The sequence below is a fragment of the Faecalicatena orotica genome (assembly GCF_905197545.1).
Classification (GTDB): Bacteria; Bacillota; Clostridia; order Lachnospirales; family Lachnospiraceae; genus Faecalicatena_A; species Faecalicatena_A orotica.
The window spans coordinates 804243-821531 of the sequence record NZ_CAJJZH010000001.1; the positions used below are offsets into that span (position 1 = coordinate 804243).

Genomic DNA, 17289 nt, shown 5'->3' on the forward strand with positions numbered 1-17289 from the left:
AGATTGATGCGGCCCTTGGATATACCTTAACTCTAACAAAAAGAAGAGTAAAAAGCAAGGGGAAACATACACGGGATGGCAGTTGTTGCTATTGACAGTTACTGCTCACTCCCCAGCCTATCACTACGCTGATAGGCTGGGAGGAAGAACGTAAAGTAGCCAATAAGCCTGCTCCTCGCCGCAGGCGACTTTAAATGAGCAGGCGCGTTACTGTTTACAGGCTTGCCTGTGAACAGTAACTATTGACATTGGGGAGAAAAACGGTAGAATGGAAGAAGCAGGTGATTGACAGATTCAGAAACATGTAGGAGGTTAACAGATGAAAAAGAAAATACTGAGCGTACTCCTTGTAGTTCTGACAGCATCCATGATGCTCGCGGGCTGCAAGAAAAATGTAGGTACGCCTGAAGATAATGCGGTACAGGAAACAGAGAATGAGGATGGCGGCGAGGAAGAAGAGGAAGTGTACGACGGCTATACCTTCGGCTATAGCTGTATAGATATGGGCAATCCTTATTTCGATACCCTTAAGAAGTCTATAGAGACATCTCTGAATGAAAAGGAATACCATTTGGTTACAAAGGACCCGGGTTCAGATGTGGAGCTTCAGATACAGCAGATTCAGGAAATGATAGAAGAAGGCGTGGATGCCGTGTTTTTATGCCCGGTTGACTGGGAGAAGATCACACCGGCTCTGGAGGCGTTGAAAGAAGCGGATATCCCGGTAATCAATATCGATACACAGGTAAAGGAAACCGGCCTGATTACGGCCTATGTAGGTTCGGACAATAAGAACGCAGGTTATCTGTGCGGGGAGGATCTTGTAAAACACCGTCCTGACGGAGGAAAGATTGTCATACTGGAATGCCCTTCCATGAATTCTATCAATGAGAGAATTACGGGATTTGAGAGTGCGATTACGAATGCGGGCTTTGAAGTGCTTGCGAGAGCAGATGTAAAAGGGAAAAAAGATACGGCAAAGGAAGAGATGAAGAGAATTCTGACCGACAATCCGAAGATTGATGCTGTTATGTGCGGGAATGACCAGGTGGCGCTTGGGGCAGTCGAGGCGCTTGAAGAGGCCGGCAGGAAAGATGTTCTCGTATACGGCGTGGATGGTTCACCCGGAGTGAAAAGTGAGTTATCGAAACCGGGGACTTTAATGGAAGGGACAGGGGCCCAGTCACCGATCAATATAGGGAAGAAAGCTGTCGAGGTAGGAATTGCAATTCTGGACGACGATGATTACGAGAGAGAGACATATGAAGAGACGTTCTTTATCAATAAGGAAAATGTAGAGATGTACGGCACCGACGGCTGGCAGTAAAAGGAAGAGAGGACCTAGAGAATATGAGAGAAGTGCAGGGAGTTCCATATCCACTGGGAGTAAGGATCGTAAAAGACAGGGTGAATTTTGCAGTGGCGGTGCCCGCGGGAGCCGCTTGTGAACTTATGTTGTACGAAAAGGGCGGACAGGTCCCCGGGCAGGTATTCTCCATGCCAGAAGAAAAGGCTGTGGGTGAGGTCCGGTTTCTGGCAGTAGAAGGGCTGGAGCCGGATAAGTATGAATATAATTACAGAATTGGCGGACGGGTGAGTATAGACCCGTTCGTCAGGGAAATCACGGGACAGCATGCATTTGGAGAGAAGGCAGACCTCGAGTCCCACCAGATACGCGGGAAGATCAGCACGGGTTCCTTTGACTGGGAGGGAGACTCCCAGTTGAAGATCCCTTACCATGAAGTGATTGCGTATAGTCTGCATGTCAGGGGCTTCACGATGCACAGTTCCTCCCATGTAAAACATAAAGGAACTTTTCTGGGCGCTGCCGGGAAGATTCCCTATCTGAAAGAACTGGGGATCAACCAGATCCAGTGTATGCCTGTTTATGAGTTCGAGGAGTACACGGGAAAATACCAGAATTACTGGGGATACGGACCCGGATATTACTTCGCCCCTAAGGCGGCCTACAGTGCATCAGGGAACCCCTGTCTTGAACTGAAGGAGATGGTAAAGCAATATCACAAAGCCGGCATAGAAGTCGTTCTGGAGATGCCTTTTGCGGCCGGGATTCTTCCGCAGACAGCATGGGAGTGCCTCAGATACTATACTGTGGAATATCATGTTGATGGTTTTGTAGTGAATCCATATACTGTACCGTGGGATATGCTTGTCGGCGACCCTCTTTTAAAGGGCGTCAAAATCATGAAAAAAGAGGATGCCTTCCAGAACATCATGCGCCGTTTCCTGAAGGGGGACGAAGGCATGGTAAATGACGTTATTTGGGCGCTGCGCCATAACACAAAAGAAGATGGCTGCTGCAATTACATCACGACACATACAGGGTTTACCATGTTTGACCTCGTATCCTATGACGGAAAACATAATGAGGCTAACGGGGAACGCAATCAGGACGGCCCGGATTACAATTACAGCTGGAACTGCGGAGTGGAAGGCCCGAGCCGCAAAAAAGCAGTGGTGGAACTTAGGAGGAACCAGATACGGAACGCATTTTTCCTGCTGCTGATGGCCCAGGGAACGCCGTGCCTGCTGGCGGGAGATGAATTTGGGAATACACAGAAAGGGAACAATAATGTGTATTGTCAGGACAATGAATTGTCCTGGCTCAACTGGAGTAAGAAAAAGACCAGCGATGACTTGTTCCAGTATGTGAAGGAACTGATTGCATTGAGAAAATCACATCCTGTGCTCCATCGTGCGGACCTTCTTCTGGGTCTGGACCAGACCGCATGCGGAACGCCGGACGTATCTTACCACGGAGAGAATGCATGGCAGATTCCGGCGGAGATTGCAAGCCGCCAGCTCGGAATTCTATACAGTGGCAGCGGACTAAAAGACGATGACTGCTTCATTGCATACAATATGCACTGGGAAAAGCATTCCTTTGCCCTGCCGACGCTGGGAAAGAAGAAAAAGTGGTATCGGGTGACAGAGACAAGGCTGGGAGTAGAAAAGAGTAGTATTCCGCTTGAAAATCAGAAGATGATTGAGCTAAAGGAAAGAAGCATCGTACTGCTGATCGGGAAATAAGAAGTATGACAGCATATAACAGAAAAAGGAACTGCGGCTGGCAGTTCCCTTTTTTGTTTTCATAGTTATCCGGGATAGTACATCTGTGTATCCTGTATGTCTATGAGTACTTCATTCAGATATTTTTTTGCCAGGTATCTGGCCATCGGCAGATTCATATCGAGGTAATTCCCGCAGTCTTTCGCAGAAGCCCCGGGGACTTCTCCTTCAAAAGTGGATATAAAGCTGAACATTTCCTGCATAAGGGGAACGATATCGGCTGAGTCATAACTGCCTCCCAGAAGCAGATAGAATCCGGTACGGCAGCCCATTGGGCCGAAATAGAGGACTTTGTTCCCGTATGCAGGATGGTTCCTTAAAAAAGTAGCACCGAGGTGTTCAATCGTGTGTACTTCGGCTGTATTCATGACGGGTTCCTCATTTGGATTCGTCATACGTATGTCGAAGGTGGTGACAGGATGCTCGTTTATGAAATCCTTTCGTGAAACATAGAGTCCGGGAATTAATTTTAAATGATCTATGGTGAAGCTTGTTATCTTTTCCATGATAGTTCCTCCTTGAAATTATATGAAATCCAGTATGGCTTCAATATCTTAAAAATTATTATAGCGGGTGTAGAGGAAGAAGACAAGCACAAATTAGGGGCAGGGTACAGCCTGCGCAGTAACTTGACGGCAGGAACAGGAATGTTTATACTATACAGATACATATAGACATAAATCAGGAGGTATGGCATGAGATTATATTTAGTTCGTCATGGTGAGACGGCGTGGAATAAATTAGGAAAAGTACAGGGACATTCGGACATCCCCCTGAACAACTATGGCAGGCATCTGGCAAAACAGACGGCAGAGGGACTGAAGGATGTAACCTTCGATGCAGCCTACACAAGCCCTCTGACCCGTGCCCGTGAGACTGCCCGGATCATACTTTCCGGCAGGACAGTTCCTCTATATGACGAACCAAGGATTCAGGAAATGGGGTTCGGAGTCTGTGAGGGGATGCGCTGCAGAGGGGAAAACCGGGATCCGGACAGTGATGAATTCAATAAATTCTTTACGGACACGGCCGGTTATAAAGTACCAAAAGGCGGAGAGTCCATACCCGAAGTGGAAAAAAGGGTTCAGGAATTTCTGGAGGAATTATACAATAGGGAAGAATTTACTGACAAAACAATCCTTATCTCGACTCATGGTGCGTCCCTGACGGCCATGTTAAACTGCATCAAAGGGGAAACCGATATATCCAGATTCTGGATAAATGGCGTTCCGAAGAACTGTGCTGTTACCATTGTAGAAGTAAGGGACGGTAAGCCGGAAATTCTGGAAGAAGACAAAGTATTTTATTAGAGCTTGTTTGAGCTGCACAGTGAGTGCATATATAGATGATAGAACTGTTTTTGTCAGGAGAAGTGTTCAGAAGAGGTGAAAATTGATAGTTATGGAATCAGTTTTCATGCCGGTATACTGCGAAAAGATTCAGGCTTTTCGCAGTATACCGGCAGTACCTCTTATGGGCACTTCTTTTTTGTCCGGTGTTTTATGAATCTTTTAGATTATGAGATTGTGAATGATTACGAAAAATGTTTCTATGTATTATATATAATATTATAGTTACTTTTGTTTTACTTTTTAGTTCGAAAACTGGTAAAATATACCAGCGGGTACTGCCGCATAAATGTGCGATAATAGTTGTGTCGTAAAAGGAGGGAAAGGAATGCACAAATGCTTTGGTTATGTGAGGGTATCTTCTAAAGACCAGAATGTAGAACGACAGTTGGTTGCAATGGAGCATCTGAAGATACCGGAAAAAAATCTTTACGTGGAAAAGATATCCGGAAAAGATTTCGACAGACCCGAATATAAAAGACTTCTCAGAAATATCAGACGGGACGATGTCCTGTACGTAAAATCCATCGACCGCCTGGGAAGAAATTATGAGGATATAATAGAGCAGTGGAGGTACATAACGAAGGAAATAGGAGCAGACATTGTAGTAATTGATATGCCGCTTCTGGACACAAGGAAGGGGAAAGATCTGGTAGGTACACTGATTGCTGATATTGTACTGCAGCTTTTGTCTTTTGTAGCGCAGAGCGAACGCGAGAGCATCAGGCAGAGACAGGCGGAGGGAATTGCAGTGGCAAAAGCAAGGGGCGTACATTTTGGGAGAGAGTCCCTTAAGATTCCCAAAACATTCGAAAATGTATACTGGGAGTGGAAACGGCAGGAAATCAGCGCCAGAGAGGCATCCAGAAGGCTGAATGTAGATTTTAAAACTTTTAAAAAATGGTGCAGCCAAAAAGAAGAGATGTAAAAATATGGTAAAAATAATGCAGAAAAAGGTAGACTTTATTCTGCATTGTTGATAATATAATAATAGTTGGTATGCATCTGGTGATGAAAAAGGTAGACTTTATTCTGCATTATTGTTAAGATTAATTTATATATGGCAGATTATAATTTTTTATGGAAATGTTATTTATTTCCTATCTAAGGACTATCTTTTTTTAGCTAAAAAGTACAGGAATGTATTTGTTGACCAAAGTCTGCTTTAATCCGCAGTACCATAAGGAGGAATAAGTTATGTCAAGAGAAGAGGGACTGTTAGAGGTTCTGACACATCGGGTAGGTGCGAATTATATATCTGATTTGAGAAAAGATGAGTTTCGCAATTCTTTGATCGGCGCTATCGAAAGTATAGACAGTACAGCATATGCTGTCGGAGAATGGTCCGATGTGCTGGATTACTTAACCGGGATGAAGACACAGATTCTGAACCCTGAGGAGGGCAAGAAAACGCTGCTTAGAGCGTTATAACAGACGTAAAGAAAGTGATAAAAAAAGGCCATACCAGAGACATGAAGTCTTTTCTGGTAGGGCCTTTTTGGTCCTGTTGCGAAATTCGATTAATCTTCGTCTTCGGTTTCCACTGTATAAGTATATCTCTTTCTAGCCATTTCATCGCTTTCAAGATATTCATCGTAAGTGGTAATCTTATCAATCAGTTTACCGCCAGGCACGATTTCCATAATACGGTTAGCCGTTGTCTGTACAATCTGATGGTCGCGTGAGGTGAAGAGGAGTACTCCCGGAAACTTGATCATTCCGTTATTCAGTGCGGTGATTGATTCCATATCCAGATGATTAGTAGGTTCATCCAGAAGCAGTACGTTTGCACCAGAGATCATCATTTTGGAAAGCAGGCAGCGCACCTTCTCTCCTCCGGAAAGCACTTTCAGACGCTTCACACCGTCTTCACCGGCAAAGAGCATTCTTCCGAGGAATCCGCGGACATAGGTCGCGTCTTTATTTTCGGAATACTGGGTCAGCCATTCGGTGATCGTGTAGTCATTGTCAAATTCCCCACCGAAGTCTTTCGGGAAGTATGCCTGTGTGGTTGTAATTCCCCATTTATAAGTTCCGGCATCCGGCTCCATCTCGCCGATGAGTATTTTAAACAGTACTGTTTTTGCAAGCTCGTTGCTTCCGACAAAGGCTACTTTATCGTCGTGCCCGAGAGTGAAGGTAATGTTGTCCAGAATCTTTTCTCCATCGATTGTCTTGGAGAGCCCTTCTACAGTGAGAACCTCGTTACCGATTTCACGGTTCGGACGGAAGTCGATGTAAGGGTACTTTCTGCTGGAAGGTTTGATCTCGTCCAGTTCAATCTTTTCCAAGGCTTTCTTTCTGGAAGTTGCCTGTTTGGATTTGGAAGCGTTGGCACTGAACCGGGAAATGAATTCCTGAAGCTCTTTGATCTTTTCTTCCTTCTTCTTGTTTGCTTCTTTCATCTGGCGGATCAGCAGCTGGCTGGATTCATACCAGAAATCATAGTTACCGGCATAGAGCTGGATCTTGCCGTAATCGATATCAGCGATCTGTGTACATACCTTGTTTAGGAAGTAACGGTCATGGGATACGACGATGACTGTATTTTCAAAATTAATGAGGAATTCTTCCAGCCATGCGATCGCATCCAGATCCAAATGGTTGGTAGGCTCGTCCAGCAGCAGAATATCCGGATTCCCGAATAATGCCTGGGCAAGCAGGACCTTGACTTTTTCGGCACCGGTTAAGTCCCTCAGGTATTTATAATGAAGGTCTGTGTCAATTCCAAGCCCGTTCAAAAGGGTGGCAGCATCGGATTCTGCTTCCCAGCCGTTCATGGTGGCAAATTCGCCTTCGAGCTCACTTGCCTTAATACCGTCCTCCTCTGTGAAGTCTTCCTTTGCATAGATTACTTCTTTTTCCTTCATGATTTCATAAAGGCGGGCGTTTCCCATGATGACGGTGTCCAGTACGAGACAGTCATCGTATTTGTAGTGGTCCTGCTGCAGGAAGGAGAGTCGCTCGCCGGGAGTAATGACGATATCCCCTTTTGTCGGCTCAAGCTGTCCGGACAGAATCTTTAAGAATGTAGACTTTCCGGCTCCGTTTGCGCCGATCATTCCGTAACAGTTCCCTTCTGTGAATTTAATGTTCACATCTTCAAACAGCGCTTTTTTTCCAACGCGCAATGTCACATTATTTGCACTGATCATGTTTGTAATCTCCTTTAAATCGTGTTCGTGTACTGCACAAGGCCAGCTTACCGGCATATGGAGGCAGCACGTATATTTTCCGCTGTTTTCCCGCGCCCCGGGAGGTCCGGATCGGGCTTACAGGCCCGGAAGCTGACGGGGGGGATTAAATACCCCGCAGCCTGCTGTGGGAATTTTGGCTACAACGATTATATTAACATGAGAAGCATGGAAATAGCAAGGTTTCCATAGGTTTTCGGGAAAATTAACAAAGTTGTTGTTTTCGAATAAAGAAAATCGTTATATAATGGGAAAAGAAAAGCGAGGAGGCAAAAAAATGCAGAAAGCTACATTAGTACTGGAAGGCGGCGCTACAAGAGGTGTTTTCACATCAGGGGCACTGGATTACCTGATGGAAAAGGATTTATATATGTCACACGTGATTGGTGTTTCGGCCGGGGCCTGCAATGCAGTGGACTATGTGTCAAGGCAGCCGGGCAGGACAAGAGACTGTATGATACCGACGGATAAGAGCGGCAACTATTATTACGGCTTCCGCAAATTTGTAAAGGAAAAGAGCCTGATGAATATGGATCTGATCTTTGATGTATTTCCGAATCAACTGATTCCATTTGATTATGATACTTATCTTGCATCAGAGATCGAATGTGAGATTGTGGCGACGAACTGTCTGACGGGAAAGGCGGAATATTTTAATGAGAAGAAGAGCAGGGAAAGGCTGATGAAGATATGCCGCGCATCTTCCAGCATGCCGCTTGTCACACCGATCGTCAATATTGACGAGGTGCCATATTTGGACGGCGGGCTCTCCGACAGCGTACCACTTGCGAGGGCGCTGAAAAAGGGTAATGAAAAGATTGTCATATTTCTTACAAGGAATACGGGATACAGGAAGAAGACAGTGTCAAAGGGGATGGCAGAAGTATACCGGAAGGCATACCGCTCCTACCCAAAACTGGTAAAATCGATTCTCACAAGAAGTTTTTATTATAACAGGACCATGAACCAGCTTGAGGCACTGGAGAGGGAAGGATCCATATTTGTACTCCGCCCGCTTGTGAAGCCGGTGGCGAGACTGGAGCGGAACAAGGAGACACTGACTGCTTTTTACAACCACGGATATGAGCTGATGGAACAGGAATATGGCAGGTTGCTGGAATATCTGGAAAAGTAAAGGAGGTATGAAGGATGAATCTTTATGAGCATCACATTTCAACAAAAAGCGCACAGCAGATGACGAAAGTGACAAATATGGTAAGGGAGGACATCAAAAAGAGCGGCATCATGGAGGGAATCGTTGTTGTATTCTCTCCCCACACAACGGCAGGATTTACAATAAATGAGAATGCAGATCCGGATGTTGTGCATGATATGCTTCTCGGGTTCGAGGAAGTATTTCCAACAGAAGCCCCATTTTACCGGCATGCGGAGGGCAATTCCCACGCACATATGAAGACAACAGTGACAGGGCCGTCCCAGACGCTGATCCTGCATGATGGGGAGATTCTGTTTGGAATCTGGCAGGACCTGTATTTTTGTGAGTTTGATGGGCCGAGGAACCGTACATTTTTTGTGAAGATCATGGAAGGATAGCGGATGAAGACAGACAATTTGATTGCATTTTTGGATGCGGTGGAGAAGCTCAAGTGCAATACGAGGCATTCCTGGACCTCCGGCGGCAGACAGGAAAGTGTGGCTGAGCATTCCTGGAGATTGTGTGTATTTGCATGGATGCTCCGCCACGAAATCCCTGAGGTCAGGATGGAGCGTGTCATAGAGCTGTGTATGTTCCATGATATCGGGGAAGCGCTCACCGGGGATTTCGCCGTATTTCATAAAGGGGAACGGGAAGAACTTCGTGAAGAGGAGGCTTTGCGGCAGCTTACCGGCCTGCTGGACGGAGCGGAGAAAGAGGAACTGGAGGGCCTGCTTTCCGAAGTCAGGGTAAAGAAGACCCCCGAAGCAAGACTCTTTGCGGCCTTAGACAAGATGGAGGCGCTGCTTCAGCATAATGAGGCGCCAATTGAGAGCTGGCTCCCTCTGGAATATGACCTCCAGATGACGTATGGCAATGAGCAGTCCGAAGCATTTGCTTACACAAAAATGCTGCGGGAACGGTTAAGGCAGGATTCGAAAGAAAAGATCATGCGTGAAGCGCCGGAAGGTGCCAGTGAGGCAGACGGAGAAGTTTTTTATGTGAGTACGGACAAGAAGAAACTGCAGGTTAGCAGGATTAAAGAGCTGATGGAGCAGACATCGTGGGCAGGGGACCGGACGCTCGGTCAGTGCCAAAAGGCGATGGAGAACTCCAGATGCTATGGTGTTTATGACCGGAATGACTACCAGGTCGGCTATGCGCGGGTTCTGACAGATTATACGACGACATACTATCTGGCGGATGTGATTGTAGATGAGGCTTACCGGGGGCAGGGCCTCGGGCGGTTGCTTCTGGATTACATAACCGGCGACGGGGAACTTGAGGGCCTCTATGGGATGCTCCATACGGAAGATAAAGCAGGACTTTACGAGAAGTACGGATTTCATATTTACGAGAATAACGGGACAGATATTTTTATGAAAAAAGTGAGGGGAGACCATGAATAAAAAGACATTGAGTTATACACAGAACAGAGAGCTTTCCTGGCTGCGTTTTAATCAGAGGGTGCTTGAGGAGGCAAAGGATGAGAGCGTTCCGCTTCTGGAAAGGATGAAGTTCGTAGCTATCTTCACAAGTAATCTGGATGAATTTTTCATGATTCGTGTAGGAAGCCTGTATGATATGGCTTCTGTGAATAATAAGAGCGTGGACTCGAAGTGCGGCATGACACCGCAGGAACAGCTGGATGCGATCTATGCGGCAGTAGCGCCGCTGTATAAAGAGAGAGACAAGACTTATGCGGATATTAAGAAGCAGCTGCATCCGTACGGCGTATGCGGGCTCGATTTTAAGGAACTGGAGCCACAGGAGCGGAAATATGTAAAGAAATACTTTAAGGACCAGGTACTGCCGGTGCTTTCCCCGCAGATCGTGGATGTGAACCACCCGTTCCCGCATCTGCTTAATAAAGAGATCTATGTGGTGGCGGACCTGAGGCTTGAGAATAAGAGCATGATGGGGATTGTTCCGGTGCCGCAGTTCATCTCGGACATCCTTTACCTGCCGGGACATGACATCCGTTATATCCGCATGGAAAAGGTATTGATGGAGTATCTGGACATTGTTTTTGAACAGTATCAGGTTTCTGGCAGAAACTATATCTGTGTGACGCGCAACGCCGATGTATCCCCGGATGATGAGGCCTATGCCGACAGTGAAGATTTCCGCAATATTATGCAGGAAACGCTGCATAAGCGCAGGCGGATGGCCGTGGTCAGGCTGGAGGTGGCGAATCCGCTCACGAAAGAGATGGAGAAGTACTTCTGTGATAAGTTTAACATCACCCCGGAATGCATTTTCCGCACCAAAATGCCGATGAAACTGGAATTCATGTTTGCGATCGCCGAAAAAGTTCCGGTTTCCATGAGGCGCTCCCTCGTAGATGAACCATTTACGCCGCAGGCTTCGCCTTCTGTCATGGAGGGCAGTGTCATGGCACAGGTCAAAAGACGTGATATCCTTCTTTCCTATCCCTATGAGAGTATGGAGCCCTTCCTGCAGATGATCAAGGAAGCCGCTGCGGACCCCAGCGTCATGACGATTAAGATTACGATTTACCGTCTCGCAAAAAAGACAAGGCTGGTAGAATATCTCTGTGCCGCGGCGGAAAACGGAAAAGAGGTCACGGTACTGATCGAACTGCGTGCAAGGTTTGACGAGCAGAACAATATCGACTGGTCGGAGCGCATGGAGGAGGCCGGCTGCCGGGTAATCTATGGTTTCGAAGGCTACAAGGTGCACTCCAAGATCTGCCTGATCACATATAGGAATAAGAATGAAATTAAATATATCACGCAGATCGGGACAGGTAATTATAACGAAAAGACGGCAAAGATGTACACAGACTTTTCGCTGATGACGTCGAACCAGTCGATCGGGGAGGATGCCGCCGTATTCTTTAAAAACATGTCGATCGGTAATCTGGACGGGGCTTACCAGCATTTGATCGTATCGCCCACCAGCCTGAAGCCGAAGGTGCTCATGCTGATGGACGAGGAAATCAAAAAAGGATCAGACGGAAGAATTATCATGAAAATGAATTCTGTGACAGACATGGATTTCATTACCAAGGTTGCGGAGGCGTCCAAAGCCGGCGTGCGGATTGACCTGATTGTACGCGGAATCTGCTGTATCCTGCCGGGAATTCCAGGGGAGACGGACAATCTTACTGTCACCAGCATCGTCGGACGTTATTTGGAACATCCGAGAGTATTTTTGTTCGGACAGGGGGCGGAACAGAAGGTATACATCGGTTCGGCCGACATGATGACAAGAAATACCGAAAAAAGAGTCGAGGTGGCCTGTCCGATCTACGACGAGTCGATCAAGAAGAGACTCGCCCGCAGCCTGAATGTGATGCTGGCTGACAATGTTAAGGCGAGGGTTATGCAGGACGACGGGACGTACCAGAAAAAGAGTGTTGGGGAAAAGACGGTTAACGCGCAGGAGATATTCATGAAAGAAGCACTGCAGGCAAAACGCCCGCAGCCGACGGTGGAAAAGCCTTCTCTGCTGAAACGGCTGAGAAGTTTCTTCAGACATTCATAAAATTTAAGACAGGAGGAAGAAAAAATGAGCAGTTTAGAAAAAAGAGAATTTGGAACAGCAAAGGACGGAAAAATGGGGTACTTGTTTACTCTGGAAAACAAGAACGGTATGAAGATCACAGTAACAGATTTCGGGGCGGCACTGGTAAGCGTATATGTGCCGGACAAAAATGGGAATCTTCTGGATGTCGTACTCGGATATGATGACACGAAAGGGTATGAGAAAGGCGGGGCATCCTTTGGGGCGCCGGTCGGAAGAAATGCAAACAGGATCGGCGGTGCTTCATTCGAAATCAACGGTGTAGCCTATGAGCTCGAGAAGAATGACAATGGGAAAAATAACCTCCACAGCGGTACGGATTATTACAACAAGCGTTTCTGGGAAGTAGAGGAAGAGACAGAGCATTCCATTACGTTTGTACTCCACAGCCCGGACATGGACCAGGGCTACCCGGGCTCACTCGATATGCATGTGACTTATGAGCTGGCAGAAGACAATGTACTGCGCATGAAATACTACGCCGTTCCGGATCAGGATACGATCATCAACATGACAAATCACAGTTATTTTAACCTTGGCGGGCATGACAGCGGGACTATCTTGAACCATTGTATGACCATTGATGCAGATTATTTCACAAGGGCGGATGCAGAGTCGATCCCGACAGGGGAACTGGTAGAAGTAACAGGCACCCCGATGGACTTCAGAACTTCAGCGCAAATCGGTGAAAGGATTGATGCGGATTATGAAGCGACCCGTCTTGGAGGCGGCTATGACCACAACTGGGTATTGAAAAATGACGGGAAATTTGCTAAAGTAGCGGAAGCTGCATATGATGAGAGTGGCATTGTCATGGAAGTGTGGACGGACCTGCCCGGAATGCAGGTTTACACAGCCAATTTCCTGACGGACGAACCGGGCAAGAACGGCAGTATTTATCAGAAGCGCGCTGCAGTCTGCTTCGAGACACAGTACTTCCCGGATGCCATCCATCACGATCATTTTGCAGGCCCGGTATGCAAAAGCGGGGAAGCATATAAAACCGTTACAGAATACCGGTTTGGTACACTATAAAGAGAAAAGCAGGCAGTATAATTATTTATGGGGAAATCAGTATATATTGCGGAGAAGCCGAGTGTGGCTCAGGAATTCGCGAAAGCATTAAAATTAAATACAAGACGAAAAGACGGTTATCTGGAATCTGATGAGGCCATCGTGACCTGGTGTGTAGGGCATCTGGTCACAATGAGTTACCCGGAGGTGTATGACCCTGCGCTGAAGCGCTGGAGTCTGGACACCCTTCCGTTTATCCCGGAAAATTTCAAGTACGAGGTGATTCCGGCGGTGGCAAAGCAGTTCCAGATCGTGAGCGGCCTCCTGACAAGGGATGATGTGGACAAGATATACGTGTGCACGGACTCCGGACGCGAGGGGGAATATATTTACCGGCTCGTGGAGCAGGAAGCCCATGTGGAGGGGAAACAGAGAAGAAGAGTATGGATTGATTCCCAGACAGAGGAAGAAATCCTGCGCGGAATCCGGGAGGCGAAAGATTTATCGGAGTACGATAACTTAAGCGCATCCGCTTATCTGAGGGCAAAAGAGGATTATCTTATGGGGATCAATTTTTCCCGCCTCCTGACCCTGAAATACGGAAACAGCATCTCAAACTACCTGCATACAAAGTATGCGGTGATTTCGGTGGGGCGTGTCATGACCTGCGTACTGGGAATGATTGTGCGCAGGGAAAGAGAAATCCGGGAATTTGTAAAGACTCCGTTTTACCGTGTCTTAAGCACCATTGAAGCACAGGGCCGGACATTTGAAGGAGAATGGAGGGCCGTCAAAGGGTCCCGTTATTTTGAGTCTTTTGATCTGTACAAGGAGAATGGGTTTAAGAAGAGAGAAAAAGCAGAGGAACTGGTTGATTATCTGAAGGAGCCCCAGCCGGTTACCTGCCAGATTGTTTCGATGGAGAAGAAGACGGAGAAGAAGAATCCACCGCTCCTTTATAATCTTGCGGAGCTTCAGAATGACTGTTCCAAACGATTCAAGATCAGTCCGGATGAGACGCTGCGTATCGTGCAGGAGCTGTATGAGAAAAAGCTGGTTACATATCCCAGAACAGACGCCAGAGTGCTTTCAACCGCCGTAGCGAAAGAAATCAGCAGAAACTTAAACGGATTGTCCAAATATCCGATGGCTGCGCCATACCTGAAAGATATTCTGGGGTTCGGAAGCCACAAGGGTCTGGCAAAGACGAGATATGTCAATGACAAGCAGATCACGGACCACTATGCCATCATTCCGACAGGGCAGGGGCTTAGTGCCCTGAATGCTGTCCCTGCAACGGCAAAAAAAGTGTACGACTGCATTGTCCGGCGTTTTTTAAGTATTTTTTATCCGCCGGCTGTCTACCAGAAGGTATCTGTCACAACAAAGATCAAAGAAGAATGCTTTTTCTCCAGTTTTAAAGTACTGGCGGAGGAGGGTTACCTGAAAGTGGCAGGCTCCCCTCAGGCAAAAAGGAATAATTCCACTGCCGGAAACGGGGAGGCCGGTTCGGATGCGGGAAGTAATGATGCACCGGATGAACAGGGGCAGGATCTGGATACCAGTTTCTTCGAGGTGATCAAAAGCCTGAAAAAGGGGGCCATACTTCCAGTGAAGGCTTTGGACATCAAGGAGGGCGAGACGTCTCCGCCGAAGAGGTATAATTCTGGCTCGATTATTCTGGCGATGGAAAATGCAGGGCAGCTGATCGAAGACGAAGAACTCAGGGCCCAGATCAAGGGAAGTGGCATCGGTACGAGTGCGACGCGGGCGGAAATCCTGAAAAAGCTGATCAACATCAAGTACCTTGCATTGAATAAAAAGACGCAGATTATCACGCCGACGCTTCAGGGGGAAATGATTTTTGATGTTGTGGAGAATTCGATTAAATCTCTGTTAAACCCGGAACTGACGGCCAGCTGGGAAAAAGGGCTGAATTATGTGGCCGACGGGGAGATTACCCCGGATGAATACATGAAGAAGCTGGATCATTTTATTATCAGCCGGACGAATGGGGTGAAGGGGCTTAACAACCAGTATCAGCTGAGAGGCTGTTATGACCGGGCGGCACAGTTTTATAAGAAGGAAACTGATACGAAACCGGGTGCCGGCAGGGCGAAGGCTGCTAAAAAGATTTCTGATAAGAAACAGGATACGAAACAGAGTGTGAAATAGTCTGGGAGGGCTTGGCATGAGAGAAATATTAGTGACAATTCCGGCAGAACCGCAGCATAAAATATATCTGGAGCATGCGGCATCTGAAGCGGCAGGCAGTGATGAATTTCATTTTACCTACGTTTCACAGAAGGATGTGACACAGGAGATGGTTGAACGGTCAGAGTTTATTCTGGGCAATGTAAAGCCGGAGTATCTGAAGTCTGCCCGTAATTTAAAGCTTATGCAGCTGGACAGTGCGGGTGCAGCACCGTATATTGTGCCCGGCATCATGCCGGCAGGGGCACAGCTTGCCAATGCAACAGGCGCATATGGCCTGGCTATATCGGAGTATATGCTCGGTGCCGTACTGATGCTGATGAAGAAACTGGACCGGTACTATAAGAACATGGAATCACATGAGTGGAAGGATGAAGGGAAAGTGAATTCCATCATGAACTCTGTGACTCTGGTTATCGGGCTGGGCGATATCGGCGGCCAGTTTGCCAGAAAGATGCATGCGCTGGGAAGCCATGTGATTGGTGTGCGCAGGAACCGGGCAAAGAGGCCGGACTATCTGGATGAACTGCATCAAATGGATGAACTGGATCACCTGCTTGGCAGGGCCGATATCGTGGCATGCTCCCTTCCGGGAACCCCCGAGACGGAACATCTTCTGAACAGGGAGCGTATAGACCGGATGAAGGACGGGGCGCTCCTGCTTAACGTAGGGAGGGGGAGCCTGATCCCGACAGAAGATCTGGTAAATGCACTGCGAAGCGGGAAACTGGGCGGCGCAGCGATTGATGTGGCTGAGCAGGAGCCGCTTCCGAAAGATTCACCCCTGTGGGATGCTCCGAATCTATTGATTACGCCGCATGTGTCCGGGAATTACCACATGCAGCAGATACTGGAGACAGTAGTAGAGATTGCCGCAGAAAATTTAAAAGCAGTTTTAACAGGCTGTAAGATAGAAAATGAAGTAGACTTTCAGACCGGTTACAGAAAATTCTGTGGACCGGAAGACAACGATTAGGAGGAGCAGAACATGACAGCATTGACAGTAAAAGAACTCTACACACTTGATGAAACAATCGCAAAAGATATTTTCGAGGGAGTGACTTATCCTTGGGAGGTACTCCCGAAGATCAGCAGTTTCATTCTGGAACTCGGTGCCTCTTTAAGCAAAGAAGAGTACGAAAAACGAGGTGAAAATGTATGGATCGCCAAAACAGCAAAGGTTGCACCTACCGCATTTATCAATGGTCCTGCCATCATTGGAAAGGATGCAGAGGTAAGACACTGTGCATTTATCAGGGGTAACGCGATTGTCGGGGAAGGTGCAGTCGTCGGAAACTCTACAGAACTGAAAAATGTAATCCTGTTTAATAAAGTTCAGGTTCCACATTACAACTACGTAGGAGATTCCATTCTCGGCTACAAGTCCCATATGGGTGCGGGTTCCATCACCTCCAATGTGAAATCCGACAAAAAGCTTGTCGTTGTAAAGACTCCGGAAGGAAAGATCGAAACAGGAATGAAGAAATTCGGTGCCATGCTCGGCGACGAAGTGGAAGTAGGGTGTGGAAGTGTCTTAAACCCCGGAACCGTAGTAGGCAGCCATACAAACATCTACCCACTGTCCTCAGTCAGAGGATATGTCCCGTCAGGGAGCATCTACAAAAAACAAGGTGAAGTTGTAGAAAAAGTTTAGAATGCGGGACGCGTCAATTAAAACCGGCCGCGGGGATGCGGGGGTTCCTTATGCGGGGGGAAATGCGGG

At 47.2% G+C, this 17289-nt stretch carries 15 protein-coding genes; 13 read left to right on the plus strand and 2 right to left on the minus strand.

Annotation, left to right across the window (positions count from 1 at the left end; translation table 11 throughout):
- The first annotated feature begins 319 nt into the window (after positions 1–319).
- On the plus strand, positions 320–1327 hold the full coding sequence (locus ABIN22_RS03485; protein ID WP_109729294.1) for a sugar ABC transporter substrate-binding protein: 1008 nt from the start codon (positions 320–322) through the stop codon (positions 1325–1327).
- A 23-nt stretch (positions 1328–1350) separates the two neighbouring features.
- Positions 1351–3051, plus strand: a complete 1701-nt coding sequence (locus ABIN22_RS03490; RefSeq protein ID WP_346906593.1) for a glycogen debranching protein — start codon at positions 1351–1353, stop codon at positions 3049–3051.
- Between the two features lie 65 nt (positions 3052–3116).
- On the opposite strand, the gene ABIN22_RS03495 is transcribed toward ABIN22_RS03490, so the two are convergent.
- Positions 3117–3596 (minus strand): S-ribosylhomocysteine lyase, encoded by a 480-nt coding sequence (locus tag ABIN22_RS03495; RefSeq protein WP_118621327.1) that lies wholly within the window; start codon positions 3594–3596, stop codon positions 3117–3119.
- A 189-nt stretch (positions 3597–3785) separates the two neighbouring features.
- Here ABIN22_RS03495 and ABIN22_RS03500 point away from each other — a divergent pair, with 189 nt between their 5' ends.
- From ABIN22_RS03500 to ABIN22_RS03510, 3 genes are all read left to right on the plus strand, one after another.
- A complete protein-coding gene (locus ABIN22_RS03500; protein ID WP_346906595.1) occupies positions 3786–4400 on the plus strand; it encodes a histidine phosphatase family protein in 615 nt (204 codons plus the stop codon).
- 367 nt (positions 4401–4767) lie between these two features.
- Complete coding sequence (locus ABIN22_RS03505; RefSeq protein WP_109729290.1) at positions 4768–5367, plus strand: recombinase family protein; 600 nt, start codon at positions 4768–4770, stop codon at positions 5365–5367.
- Between the two features lie 269 nt (positions 5368–5636).
- Entirely contained in the window at positions 5637–5870 is a 234-nt protein-coding gene (locus tag ABIN22_RS03510) for a hypothetical protein (protein ID WP_118621325.1), read from the plus strand.
- 89 nt (positions 5871–5959) lie between these two features.
- Here ABIN22_RS03510 and ABIN22_RS03515 read toward each other — a convergent pair whose 3' ends face one another.
- Positions 5960–7594 (minus strand): ABC-F family ATP-binding cassette domain-containing protein, encoded by a 1635-nt coding sequence (locus ABIN22_RS03515; protein WP_109729120.1) that lies wholly within the window; start codon positions 7592–7594, stop codon positions 5960–5962.
- Between the two features lie 316 nt (positions 7595–7910).
- Between ABIN22_RS03515 and ABIN22_RS03520 the strand changes: the two genes are divergently transcribed.
- From ABIN22_RS03520 to ABIN22_RS03555, 8 genes are read left to right on the plus strand one after another with little or no spacing between them, the layout of a single operon-like run.
- Entirely contained in the window at positions 7911–8768 is an 858-nt protein-coding gene (locus ABIN22_RS03520) for a patatin-like phospholipase family protein (protein WP_109729121.1), read from the plus strand.
- A gap of 14 nt (positions 8769–8782) precedes the next feature.
- Complete coding sequence (locus ABIN22_RS03525) at positions 8783–9187, plus strand: secondary thiamine-phosphate synthase enzyme YjbQ (RefSeq protein ID WP_109729122.1); 405 nt, start codon at positions 8783–8785, stop codon at positions 9185–9187.
- Positions 9188–9190: 3 nt separating this feature from the next.
- Positions 9191–10198, plus strand: a complete 1008-nt coding sequence (locus ABIN22_RS03530) for a GNAT family N-acetyltransferase (RefSeq protein WP_346906598.1) — start codon at positions 9191–9193, stop codon at positions 10196–10198.
- The gene (gene ppk1 / locus ABIN22_RS03535) at positions 10191–12299 is read left to right on the plus strand and encodes a polyphosphate kinase 1 (protein WP_346906600.1); all 2109 of its coding nucleotides are present in this window, start codon (positions 10191–10193) and stop codon (positions 12297–12299) included. Before ABIN22_RS03530 ends, ppk1 begins: the two co-directional genes overlap by 8 nt.
- A gap of 24 nt (positions 12300–12323) precedes the next feature.
- Positions 12324–13373, plus strand: coding sequence for an aldose epimerase family protein (locus tag ABIN22_RS03540; RefSeq protein ID WP_346906602.1), 1050 nt, complete (start codon positions 12324–12326; stop codon positions 13371–13373).
- A gap of 27 nt (positions 13374–13400) precedes the next feature.
- A complete protein-coding gene (locus ABIN22_RS03545) occupies positions 13401–15527 on the plus strand; it encodes a DNA topoisomerase (protein ID WP_346906604.1) in 2127 nt (708 codons plus the stop codon).
- Between the two features lie 16 nt (positions 15528–15543).
- Entirely contained in the window at positions 15544–16542 is a 999-nt protein-coding gene (locus ABIN22_RS03550; protein WP_346906606.1) for a D-2-hydroxyacid dehydrogenase, read from the plus strand.
- A 12-nt stretch (positions 16543–16554) separates the two neighbouring features.
- Positions 16555–17220, plus strand: a complete 666-nt coding sequence (locus tag ABIN22_RS03555; RefSeq protein ID WP_109729128.1) for an acyltransferase — start codon at positions 16555–16557, stop codon at positions 17218–17220.
- Positions 17221–17289 lie beyond the last annotated feature (69 nt).

Coding starts and splice junctions, on each gene's coding strand:
- ABIN22_RS03485 (WP_109729294.1), top strand. CDS start 320: ATGAAAAAGAAAATACTGAGCGTACTCCTTGTAGTTCTGACAGCATCC.
- ABIN22_RS03490 (WP_346906593.1), top strand. CDS start 1,351: ATGAGAGAAGTGCAGGGAGTTCCATATCCACTGGGAGTAAGGATCGTA.
- ABIN22_RS03495 (WP_118621327.1), bottom strand. CDS start 3,596: ATGGAAAAGATAACAAGCTTCACCATAGATCATTTAAAATTAATTCCC.
- ABIN22_RS03500 (WP_346906595.1), top strand. CDS start 3,786: ATGAGATTATATTTAGTTCGTCATGGTGAGACGGCGTGGAATAAATTA.
- ABIN22_RS03505 (WP_109729290.1), top strand. CDS start 4,768: ATGCACAAATGCTTTGGTTATGTGAGGGTATCTTCTAAAGACCAGAAT.
- ABIN22_RS03510 (WP_118621325.1), top strand. CDS start 5,637: ATGTCAAGAGAAGAGGGACTGTTAGAGGTTCTGACACATCGGGTAGGT.
- ABIN22_RS03515 (WP_109729120.1), bottom strand. CDS start 7,594: ATGATCAGTGCAAATAATGTGACATTGCGCGTTGGAAAAAAAGCGCTG.
- ABIN22_RS03520 (WP_109729121.1), top strand. CDS start 7,911: ATGCAGAAAGCTACATTAGTACTGGAAGGCGGCGCTACAAGAGGTGTT.
- ABIN22_RS03525 (WP_109729122.1), top strand. CDS start 8,783: ATGAATCTTTATGAGCATCACATTTCAACAAAAAGCGCACAGCAGATG.
- ABIN22_RS03530 (WP_346906598.1), top strand. CDS start 9,191: ATGAAGACAGACAATTTGATTGCATTTTTGGATGCGGTGGAGAAGCTC.
- ppk1 (WP_346906600.1), top strand. CDS start 10,191: ATGAATAAAAAGACATTGAGTTATACACAGAACAGAGAGCTTTCCTGG.
- ABIN22_RS03540 (WP_346906602.1), top strand. CDS start 12,324: ATGAGCAGTTTAGAAAAAAGAGAATTTGGAACAGCAAAGGACGGAAAA.
- ABIN22_RS03545 (WP_346906604.1), top strand. CDS start 13,401: ATGGGGAAATCAGTATATATTGCGGAGAAGCCGAGTGTGGCTCAGGAA.
- ABIN22_RS03550 (WP_346906606.1), top strand. CDS start 15,544: ATGAGAGAAATATTAGTGACAATTCCGGCAGAACCGCAGCATAAAATA.
- ABIN22_RS03555 (WP_109729128.1), top strand. CDS start 16,555: ATGACAGCATTGACAGTAAAAGAACTCTACACACTTGATGAAACAATC.